General features: G+C 74.1%; 10 protein-coding genes. 6 read left to right on the top strand and 4 right to left on the bottom strand.

Going from position 1 to position 9,195, the window contains the following annotated elements:
• Positions 1 to 96: 96 nt before the first annotated feature.
• Complete coding sequence (locus ACFVHI_RS19580; RefSeq protein WP_380341030.1) at positions 97 to 1,080, bottom strand: helix-turn-helix transcriptional regulator; 984 nt, start codon at positions 1,078 to 1,080, stop codon at positions 97 to 99.
• 101 nt (positions 1,081 to 1,181) lie between these two features.
• On the opposite strand from ACFVHI_RS19580, the gene ACFVHI_RS19575 reads away from it, so the two are divergent.
• On the top strand, positions 1,182 to 1,760 hold the full coding sequence (locus tag ACFVHI_RS19575; RefSeq protein ID WP_380341027.1) for a TIGR03086 family metal-binding protein: 579 nt from the start codon (positions 1,182 to 1,184) through the stop codon (positions 1,758 to 1,760).
• A 52-nt stretch (positions 1,761 to 1,812) separates the two neighbouring features.
• Here the strand turns inward: ACFVHI_RS19575 and ACFVHI_RS19570 are convergent, their stop codons facing one another.
• Positions 1,813 to 2,826 carry an aldo/keto reductase gene (locus tag ACFVHI_RS19570; protein ID WP_380341024.1) on the bottom strand — a complete coding sequence of 338 codons (1,014 nt, stop codon included), beginning with the start codon at positions 2,824 to 2,826 and terminating at the stop codon, positions 1,813 to 1,815.
• Positions 2,827 to 2,942: 116 nt separating this feature from the next.
• Entirely contained in the window at positions 2,943 to 3,419 is a 477-nt protein-coding gene (locus tag ACFVHI_RS19565; RefSeq protein WP_363370032.1) for a MerR family transcriptional regulator, read from the bottom strand.
• 122 nt (positions 3,420 to 3,541) lie between these two features.
• Between ACFVHI_RS19565 and ACFVHI_RS19560 the strand changes: the two genes are divergently transcribed.
• Positions 3,542 to 4,375 carry a serine hydrolase domain-containing protein gene (locus ACFVHI_RS19560; protein ID WP_380341020.1) on the top strand — a complete coding sequence of 278 codons (834 nt, stop codon included), beginning with the start codon at positions 3,542 to 3,544 and terminating at the stop codon, positions 4,373 to 4,375.
• A gap of 27 nt (positions 4,376 to 4,402) precedes the next feature.
• Here the strand turns inward: ACFVHI_RS19560 and ACFVHI_RS19555 are convergent, their stop codons facing one another.
• Entirely contained in the window at positions 4,403 to 5,179 is a 777-nt protein-coding gene (locus tag ACFVHI_RS19555; RefSeq protein WP_159398417.1) for a pirin family protein, read from the bottom strand.
• A gap of 228 nt (positions 5,180 to 5,407) precedes the next feature.
• On the opposite strand from ACFVHI_RS19555, the gene ACFVHI_RS19550 reads away from it, so the two are divergent.
• The 4 genes from ACFVHI_RS19550 (at position 5,408) to ACFVHI_RS19535 (ending at position 8,983) form a co-directional block, all read left to right on the top strand.
• Complete coding sequence (locus ACFVHI_RS19550) at positions 5,408 to 6,583, top strand: CdaR family transcriptional regulator (RefSeq protein WP_063347457.1); 1,176 nt, start codon at positions 5,408 to 5,410, stop codon at positions 6,581 to 6,583.
• A 90-nt stretch (positions 6,584 to 6,673) separates the two neighbouring features.
• Entirely contained in the window at positions 6,674 to 7,624 is a 951-nt protein-coding gene (locus ACFVHI_RS19545; RefSeq protein ID WP_063347458.1) for an ACP S-malonyltransferase, read from the top strand.
• On the top strand, positions 7,621 to 8,652 hold the full coding sequence (locus ACFVHI_RS19540) for a beta-ketoacyl-ACP synthase III (protein WP_063347459.1): 1,032 nt from the start codon (positions 7,621 to 7,623) through the stop codon (positions 8,650 to 8,652). The genes ACFVHI_RS19545 and ACFVHI_RS19540 overlap by 4 nt, the downstream gene beginning before the upstream one ends.
• A gap of 82 nt (positions 8,653 to 8,734) precedes the next feature.
• Positions 8,735 to 8,983 carry an acyl carrier protein gene (locus tag ACFVHI_RS19535; RefSeq protein ID WP_063347460.1) on the top strand — a complete coding sequence of 83 codons (249 nt, stop codon included), beginning with the start codon at positions 8,735 to 8,737 and terminating at the stop codon, positions 8,981 to 8,983.
• Positions 8,984 to 9,195: the final 212 nt, after the last annotated feature.

Genomic DNA, 9,195 nt, shown 5'->3' with positions numbered 1-9,195 from the left:
ATGGACTCCCTCCTCCGCCTTGCGATGCACGCACCCCAACGCCGCCACGCCCGCCCTCCGGGCGGACGACGGGAGTTTGAAGACACGCCCTAGGCCCTACTCCTGGTACAGCCGCAGGGCGTCCGCCGCCGCCCGGGCCAGCTCGCGGCGGGCCGCGAGCGGGGCCAGCACCTCGACGTCCGCGCCGAAGGCGAGCAGCGCGCGGACGGCCGCCGGCGCCGGGAAGACCATCGCCACCTCGACCCACTCCTCGGCCGGCCCGGCGCCCGCCTCCGGCGGCGGCGCGGTGACCCGGCCGCCGTGGATGCGGACGAACATGTCCAGCCGCCCGCGCCGCACCCGCACCCGGACCGGCAGCTCCTTCGGCAGCCGCTCCACCTGCTCGCGCAGCACCGCCCAGGCGTCCCCGAGCCCCACCCCGGCGCGGCGGCGCACCGCCTCGTCGGTGGTCTCGGCGGCCAGCACCCGGTCGGCCCGGAACAGCCGGGGCTCGCCGTGCAGATCGGCCACCAGGTACCAGACCGCGGCCTTGCTCACCAGCCCGTACGGGTCCACGGTGTACTCCACCGGCGCCGGCGTGCCGCTGTGCCGGTAGCTCAGCCGCAGCCGCCGGTCGGCGAACACCGCGTACTGCAGCTCGCCCAGTTCGGGGCCGGCCGCGGCGCCGGCCGCCGGGCCGCTCTGCAGCCAGCGGGCCGGGTCGACCAGGATCCGCTCGGTGATCCGCTCGGCGGCCGGGCGGTGCGGGGCTGGCAGCGCGGCCATCACCTTGCGCAGCGCCGAGCCGAGCGCGCCGTCCAGCCCGAGGTCGCTGTGCGCGCCCTGGGCGGAGAGCACGAACAGCGCCCGGGCCTCGTCCGCGGTCAGTCCGGTGACGTCGGTGCGGTAGCCGGGCAGCAGGCTGATGCCGCCGTGCCGGCCGCGTTCGGTGAACACCGGCACGCCGGCGGCGGAGAGCGACTCCACGTCGCGGTAGATGGTGCGGACGGACACCTCCAGGCGCCCGGCCAGTTCGGTGGCGGGCACCCGGCCGCGGGTCTGGAGCAGGAGCAGGATGGAGAGCAGGCGGTCGGCCTTCATGGCAGCAGAATCCCAGCAATCCTGACGGCGGTTGTCAGGTTTTACTGGGAGATTGCCGTTCGAGACCGAAAGCCCGCACCACCCCAGGGAGCTGATTCCACGTGAACTCCGTCCAGGACGCCCGCCCGCAGTACCTGCTCGCCCTCGGCCAGTTGGAGAAGCTGTTCGCCGAGATCACCCCGGACGTCCTCGACCGGCCCACCCCGTGCAGCGCGTTCACCCTGCGGGAGCTGCTGAGCCACGTGGTCGGCGGCATCCACCGGTTCGCCTACCTGGGCGAGGGCGGCCGGGCCGAGGACGTCGTCGCCGCCACCGGGGACCTGGCGGACGACGCCTGGCCGGGCGCGCTGGACCGGGCCCGCGCCCGGGCCGTCGCGGCCTGGGCGGACGACGCCGCGCTGGACCGCCCGGCCCACGCGCCCTGGGGCGTGGTGCCCGGCCGGATCGCGGTCGGCGGCTACCTGATGGAGACGGTCGCGCACACCTGGGACATCGCCCGGGCGCTCGGCTCCCGGCAGCCGCTGGACGACGCGCTGGCGCACGCCGCGCTGGCCGTCGCCCAGGCCGTCCTGTCGGCCGAGCACCGCGGCGGGGCGGTCCCGTTCGGCGAGGTGCGGCCGGTCGCCCCGGACGCCGACGTGCACACCCGGCTGGCCGCCTGGCTCGGCCGGGAGGTCTGAGCAGGCGCCCGGGACGGGGGGAGCGGCCCGGGCGGCCGCTCCCCCACCGCCGCTACTCCCGGCCGACCTGGGTGAAGCGCATGTCCGGGTAGCGGTCCCCGGCCACCTCGCCCGCCACCGGCTCCAGCCGGGCCAGTTCCTCGGCGGTGAGCCGCAGCGTGGCGGCCGCGGTGTTCTCGGCGAGCCGGCTGCGCTTGCGGGTGCCGGGGATCGGCACGACGGTCAGCCCGTGCACCTCGGCCCGCTGGTGCACCCAGGCCAGCGCGACCTGCGCGAGGGTCACCCCGCGGGCCGTCGCGATCTCCCGCAGCGGCGCCAGGAGTTCGGCGTTGGCCGCCGCGTTGGCGCCGGTGAAGCGCGGCTGGGTGCGCCGGACGTCGTCCGCCGCGAGCTGCTCGGCGGCCTGGAACGCCCCGGTCAGGAAGCCCCGGCCGAGCGGTGAGTACGGCACGAAGGCGACGCCCAGTTCGGCCGCGGCCGGCACCGCCGTGCGCTCGACGTCCCGGGCGAACACCGACCACTCGGACTGCAGCGCGGCGATCGGGTGGATCGCGTACGCCTCGCGCAGTTCGGCGCCCGTCACCTCGGACAGCCCCAGTCGGCGCACCTTGCCGGCCCGGACCAGCTCGGCCATGGTGCCGACCGAGTCGGCCAGCGGCACGGCCGGGTCGCGGCGGTGCATGTAGTAGAGGTCGATCTCGTCCACGCCGAGGCGGCGCAGCGAGGCGTCGACGGCGGCCCGGATGTACGCCGGGTCGTTGCGGATGCCGCGGTAACTCGGGTCGTCCTCCTTGCGCTCCACGGCGAACTTGGTGGCGAGCACCACCCGGTCGCGGTTGGCGCGGACGAAGGGGCCGATCAGCTCCTCGTTGCGGCCGAAGCCGTAGGCGTCGGCGGTGTCGAACAGGGTGACGCCGGCTTCCAGGGCGGCGTCCAGGGTGGCGAGCGCCTCGGGCCGGTCGGTCGGGCCGTAGAAGTCGCTCATGCCCATGCAGCCGAGGCCCTGGACGCCCACGAACGGGCCGTCGGTGCCGAGTCGGGCGGTGGGGAGGACGGGAACGGTCATCGCTCTGCTTCTTCCTCTGCGTGCGGCGCATGCGTGCGGCGTACTCCGCTGCGGCGTACTCCACGTGCGGCGTACTCCACGTGCGGCGTGCTCCGCGTGCGGCGTGCTGATGGCGGCTACTCGTGGCGGCGGACGGCCGGTTCGTCGGACGCGGCGATCCGGCCGGAGTACAGGTCGATCTTGTAGTCGAGGACGGCGAGGGTGGCCTGGAGGTCGGCGACCCGTTGGCGGACCTCCTCGCGCTGGTCGACCAGCAGTTGGCGCCGCGCCTCGTAGGTCCGCTCACCCTCGCGGGCCAGCTCCACGTAGCGGAGCATGTCGGCGATCGGCATGCCGGTCAGCCGCAGCCGGCCCAGGAAGGCCAGCCGGTGCAGGTCGGCGTCGCAGTAGCGGCGCTGGCCGCTGGCGGAGCGGTCGACCGGGTCGAGCAGGCCGATCCGCTCGTACCAGCGCAGGGTGTGCGCGGTGAGCCCGCTGGCCACGGCGACCTCGCTGATGGTGTGCCGCGGGGTCCGGTCCGGATCGCCGACCGGGCGCTGGTACACGTCGGCGCAGGTCCGCAGGTCGAGCTGGACGGGTGCGAGCGTGGCCATGATCGGTTACCCCCTGTGGTGAGCGGTGACGACGACGCTATCGAGTTGGAGTGCACTCCAAGCAAGCCTCGCACCCGGGTGCTCCCGCCACCCGTTTTCGGGCCTTCGTTAGAGTCGGGCGCATGGAGAGCTTGCGGATGATCGAGAACTGGCCGGTGCCCCACGCCGCGGCGGCGGTGGTCCGGGGGGCGGACGGCGCGGTGCTGGACACGTACGGGCCGCAGCAGCACCTGTTCCCGCTGGCGTCGGTGACCAAGCTGCTCACCTCGTACGCGGTGCTGGTCGCGGTCGAGGAGGGCGTCTTCGAGCTGGACGACCCGGCCGGGCCGGCCGGCTCGACCGTCCGCCACCTGCTCGCGCACACCTCCGGCCTCGGCTTCGACGAGAACCGGGTGTTCGCCGAGCCCGGCAACCGCCGGCTGTACTCCAACGCGGGCTTCGACGCGCTGGCGCGGGCGCTGTCCGACGCCGCCGGGATCGAGTTCTCCCGGTACGCCGCCGAGGCGGTGTTCGAGCCGCTGGGCATGCACGACACCCTGCTGAACACCGCGCACAAGTCCCCGGCCGGCGCCGGCGGCCTGTCCACCGTCGCGGACCTGGTCCGGTTCGCCGCAGAGCTCCAGTCCCCGAAGCTGCTGGACCCGTCCACCGTCCGGCAGGCCACCCGCGAGGTCGCCTTCCCGGGCACCAGCGGCGTGCTGCCCGGCTACGGCCACCGCCGGCCGAACGACTGGGGTCTCGGCTTCGAGATCCGCGACGGCAAGGCCCCGCACTGGACGGGCACCGCCAACTCGCCCGCCACCTTCGGCCACTTCGGCCAGTCCGGCACCTTCTTGTGGGTCGACCCGGAGGCCGGCGTGGCCTGCGTCGCGCTCACCGACCGGGACTTCGGCCCGTGGGCCGCCGAGGTCTGGCCGGCCTGCTCGGACGCGGTCCTGGCCGAACTGAACAGCTGAACGACTGAAAGGCTGAAAGGCCAGGACCTAGCCGTACGAGACCGGCGAGTGCATCTCCCAGAGCAGGAGTTCGGCGCCGGTCTCGCCGGCCGTCGGGTCGGCGAAGGCGTCGCCGGTGATCCGCACGCTGTCGCCCGGGGCCATCGAGCGGCCGCCGCCCTTGGGCCCCGGGATCGTCCGGTAGCCGAGCGAGCCGGCGGTCAGGTGCGCGTACCGCCAGGCGGCCTCGGGCAGTGCGGGCAGCGGCTGCCACGGCCCCGCCGTCGCCAGCCAGAGCGCGGCGTCGCCGCGGCGCAGCCGCAGGGCGTCCGTCCCGGCGTCGCGCTCCAGCCCGGAGGCGAGCAGCGTCAACCCGCCGTCGGCCGGTTCCACCTTGCGCAGCCCGTACGCCGGGGGCGCGTCGAACACGTCCGGCTGGAGCCACATCTGGACGAAGCGGACCGGGCCGGCGGCCCCGCCGACGTTGCGCTCGGTGTGGGTGACGCCGGAGCCCGCGCCGAGGTGCTGGACCATCCCCGGGCGGACCACCCCGCCGTGCCCCTGGGAGTCCCGGTGCGCCAGCGCGCCCTCCAGCACCCAGGTGAGGATCTCGGTGTCCCGGTGCTTGTGCTCCTCGTACCCGGCGCCGGGGGCGAGGAGTTCCTCGTTGCACGCGAGCAGCGCGCCGAAGTGCGTGTTCTTCGGGTCGTAGTGGCCGGAGAAGGAGAACGCGTGTCGGGTCTCGACGCCCTCGGCCGGGGTGGAGAGGTAGCGCTCGGCGGTGCGGCGCAGGTCGGCGCGGGGGCGGGCGGCGTCGTCTGTCACGGGCCCCACGGTAGTGGGTGTGACCGGCACCACCGTGCCGCTGCACCGGGGGGTGTGCACGAGCAGTCACCCACGTGAGGCAGTCTTGTCCTTGTGCCAGCCGCTTCCGCGAACTCCAAGAGCGAACCCAGTCCCACGGCCGAGCCGACCGGGAAGAGCCCGGCCCCCAGGGCCGGCCGCGACCGCCCCGGCCGGGCGGCGCCCCGCCTGACCGCGCAGGAGCGCAGAATGGCCGCCGAGCGGGCCGAGCGCCGGGCCGCGACGCTCAAGCGGCTGGAGAAGTCCTCGGGCAAGCTGGCCACCGCCGCGATCTCCCGGATGGACGACCAGCTCGGCTGGTACCGGCGGATGCCGCCGGAGCACCGTTCCTGGATCGGCCTGGTCGCCCAGGCCGGCATCGCCGCCTTCACCGAGTGGTACCGCCACCCGGACGCCGCCCAGGCGATCTCCACGGACGTCTTCGGCACCGCCCCGCGCGAGCTGACCAGGGCGATCACCCTGCGCCAGACCGTCGAGCTGATCCGCACCACGATCGAGGTGATGGAGGAGGCCATCGAGGAGGTGGCCGCCCCCGGCGACGAGGCGGACATGCGCGAGTCGGTGCTGGTCTACGCCCGGGAGATCGCCTTCGCGACCGCCCAGGTGTACGCCCAGGCGGCCGAGGCGCGCGGCGCCTGGGACGCCCGGCTGGAGGCGCTGGTGGTCAACTCGCTGCTGTCCGGCGACGCGGACGAGGGCGTGCTGTCGCGGGCCGCGGCGCTCGGCTGGGGCCAGCCCAGCCAGGTCCGGGTGGTGATGGGCAGCGCCCCGGACGGCGACAGCGAGCTGGTGGTCGAGGCGATCCGCCGGGCCGCCCGGTACGCCAAGCTGCACGTGCTGACCGGGGTGCTGGGCAAGCGCCTGGTGGTCGTGGTCGGCGGCGACAAGGAGCCGGTGCACGCGGCCCGGGCGCTGATCGGCCAGTTCGCGCCGGGCCCGGTGGTGGTCGGCCCGACCGTGCCGGACCTGCTCTCGGCGACCCGCTCGGCGCACGCCGCCGCGGCCGGCCTGCGGGCCTGCGCCGCCTGGCCGGACGCACCCCGCCCGGTGCTGGCCGACGACCTGCTGCCCGAGCGCGCGCTGGCCGGCGACCAGGCCGCCCGCCGCCAGCTGGTGGAGGAGATCTACACACCGCTGGACGAAGCCGGCTCGGCGCTGCTGGAAACGCTGAGCGTCTACCTGGAGCAGGCCTCTTCGCTGGAGGGCGCCGCCCGGATGCTCTTCGTCCACCCCAATACGGTGCGCTACCGGCTACGACGTGTGACCGACGTCACGGGGTACGCCCCGTCCGACGTGCGTTCGGCGTTCACGCTGCGGATCGCACTCGCCCTCGGCCGACTCACCGCGGCCGGGGAGCCGAGCTGAACCGCCTGTAGGGAACTTACAATCCCGGATGGTTTTCTTCGTTACCGTCGCCTACCCGCCCCTGGGCGCCTGGCGAGAGAGGGTTGAACCGTGCTCGTAATCGTCGCCCCTGGACAGGGTGCCCAGTCCCCCGGTTTCCTCAGCCCCTGGCTGGAGCTGGACGGTGTCGCCGACCGCCTCCGCGGCTGGTCGGAGGTCGCCGGGCTCGACCTGGTGCACGCCGGGACCGAGGCCTCCGCAGAGGAGATCAAGGACACCGCCGTCGCCCAGCCGCTGCTGGTCGCGGCCGGTCTGATGACCGCCCGTGAGCTGTTCCCGGACGAGGACGTCGCCCGCAAGCTGGTCGGCGCCGTGGCCGGCCACAGCGTCGGCGAGATCACCGCCGCCGCCGGCGCCGGGGTGCTGAGCGCGCACGACGCGCTGACCTTCGTCCGCGAGCGCGGCCGGGCGATGGCCGCGGCCGCCGCCGTCACCGAGACCGGCATGATCGCCGTGCTCGGCGGCGACCCGGAGGTCGTCGCGGCGAAGCTGGCCGAGCACGGCCTGACCGCGGCCAACAACAACGGCGGCGGCCAGATCGTGGCCGCCGGCACGCTGGCCCAGCTGGAGACGCTGAAGGCGGACCCGCCGGCCGGTGCCAAGCTGGTCGCCCTGAAGGTGGCCGGCGCCTTCCACACCGAGCACATGGCCCCGGGTGTCGAGCGGCTGGCCGCGCTGGCCCCGACGCTGACCGTGGCCGACCCGCAGGTCCGCTACGTCTCCAACAAGGACGGCGAGGTCGTGGCCTCCGGCGCCGAGGTGCTCACCCGCCTGGTGTCGCAGGTCTCCAACCCGGTCCGCTGGGACCTCTGCATGGAGACCCTCGGGCAGCTGGGTGCGACCGCCGTCATCGAGCTGTCCCCCGCGGGCACTCTCACCGGACTGGTCAAGCGCAACCTCAAGGGTGTGGCGACGCTTGCCCTCAAGACCCCCGCCGACCTGGACAAGGCCCGCGCACTCGTCGCGGAGCACGGCGGTCAGGATCAGGAGACCCAGGCATGACGAAGCCGCAGATCCGCCCGTCCGAGGGCGCGCAGTACGCGCGCATCCTCGGCGTGGGCGGCTACCGCCCGGTCCGGGTGATCCCCAACGCCGAGGTGCTGGAGTGGATCGACTCCTCGGACGAGTGGATCCGCACCCGCAGCGGGATCGCCGAGCGCCGCTGGGCCGGCCCGGAGGAGAGCGTCGCCGAGATGTCGGTGCAAGCCTCCGGCAAGGCCATCGCCCAGGCCGGGATCACCCCGGACCAGATCGGCGGCGTGATCGTCGCGACCGTCTCGCACCTCAAGCAGACCCCGGCGATCGCCACCGAGATCGCCGAGCGGCTCGGCTGCGGCACCGCCCCGGCCTTCGACATCTCGGCCGCCTGCGCGGGCTTCGGCTACGGCCTGGGCCTGGCCGACGGCATGATCCGCGGCGGCAACGCCGAGTACGTGCTGGTGATCGGCGTCGAGCGGCTGAGCGACCTGACCGACCAGTCGGACCGCTCGACCGCGTTCATCTTCGGCGACGGCGCCGGCGCCGCGATCGTCGGCCCGTCCGACACGCCCGGTATCGGCAAGCTGATCTGGGGCTCGGACGGCTCGCAGTCCGACGTCATCTCGCAGACCCAGGCCTGGGACACCGCCTTCGCCAAGCCCGACGCCGTCAACGGCGTGGGCGAGGAGGCCAAGTGGCCGGCCCTGCGGATGGACGGCCAGCCGGTCTTCCGCTGGGCGGTGTGGGAGATGGCCAAGGTGGCCCAGCAGGCGCTGGACGCCGCCGGGGTCACCGCCGACCAGCTCGGCGCGTTCATCCCGCACCAGGCCAACATGCGCATCACCGACGCCATGATCAAGGCGCTCAAGCTGCCCGACTCGGTGCCGGTCGCCCGCGACATCGCCGAGACCGGCAACACCTCGGCGGCCTCCATCCCGCTGGCGATGGAGCGCATGCTGGAGAGCGGCGAGGCCCGCAGCGGCGACCTCGCACTGATCATCGGGTTCGGGGCGGGTCTCGTGTACGCCGCGGCAGTCGTTACGCTCCCCTAGGCGCGTTTCGCCCCACTCATTCCGCAAAGCCTGCGTCCGGCCGCCGGTCGGACGCGTTCAACACCGAAGAGGAGCAGCCAGTATGGCTACCAAGGACGAGGTTCTGGAAGGTCTCGCCGAGATCGTCAACGAGATCGCCGGTATCCCGACCGAGGACGTCGAGCTCGAGAAGTCCTTCACGGACGACCTGGACGTCGACTCGCTGTCCATGGTCGAGGTCGTCGTGGCCGCCGAGGAGCGCTTCGACGTCAAGATCCCGGACGACGAGGTCAAGAACCTGAAGACCGTCGGCGACGCGGTGAACTACATCCTCACCAACGCCGCCGCCTGAGCGATCGACCCGTTCGATCCCTCCAGCACGTCCGGCGTTCTCGACGCCTCGGACGGCTGACTCGTCGGCCCGGCTCCCCCGAGCCTGGCCGACCCGCCGGGCGGGGCGCCCCCCCCGGCGCCCCGCCGGGGCCCGCCGCGGGGCGCCGCCGGCCCCCCCCTCTGTGTCTTTTACACAAAAGACGCGGGCGGCGATTTAGGGGGTGTGTATCT

The organism is Kitasatospora sp. NPDC127121, assembly GCF_042677305.1.
Lineage (GTDB): Bacteria > Actinomycetota > Actinomycetes > Streptomycetales > Streptomycetaceae > Kitasatospora.
This window is presented reverse-complemented; position numbering and strand designations above follow the sequence as displayed.

Bases quoted from the DNA above. Each gene is read 5' to 3' on its own strand.
- ACFVHI_RS19580 (WP_380341030.1), bottom strand. From the start codon at position 1,080: ATGAAGGCCGACCGCCTGCTCTCCATCCTGCTCCTGCTCCAGACCCGC.
- ACFVHI_RS19570 (WP_380341024.1), bottom strand. From the start codon at position 2,826: ATGACCGTTCCCGTCCTCCCCACCGCCCGACTCGGCACCGACGGCCCG.
- ACFVHI_RS19565 (WP_363370032.1), bottom strand. From the start codon at position 3,419: ATGGCCACGCTCGCACCCGTCCAGCTCGACCTGCGGACCTGCGCCGAC.
- ACFVHI_RS19560 (WP_380341020.1), top strand. From the start codon at position 3,542: ATGGAGAGCTTGCGGATGATCGAGAACTGGCCGGTGCCCCACGCCGCG.
- ACFVHI_RS19550 (WP_063347457.1), top strand. From the start codon at position 5,408: ATGGCCGCCGAGCGGGCCGAGCGCCGGGCCGCGACGCTCAAGCGGCTG.
- ACFVHI_RS19540 (WP_063347459.1), top strand. From the start codon at position 7,621: ATGACGAAGCCGCAGATCCGCCCGTCCGAGGGCGCGCAGTACGCGCGC.
- ACFVHI_RS19535 (WP_063347460.1), top strand. From the start codon at position 8,735: ATGGCTACCAAGGACGAGGTTCTGGAAGGTCTCGCCGAGATCGTCAAC.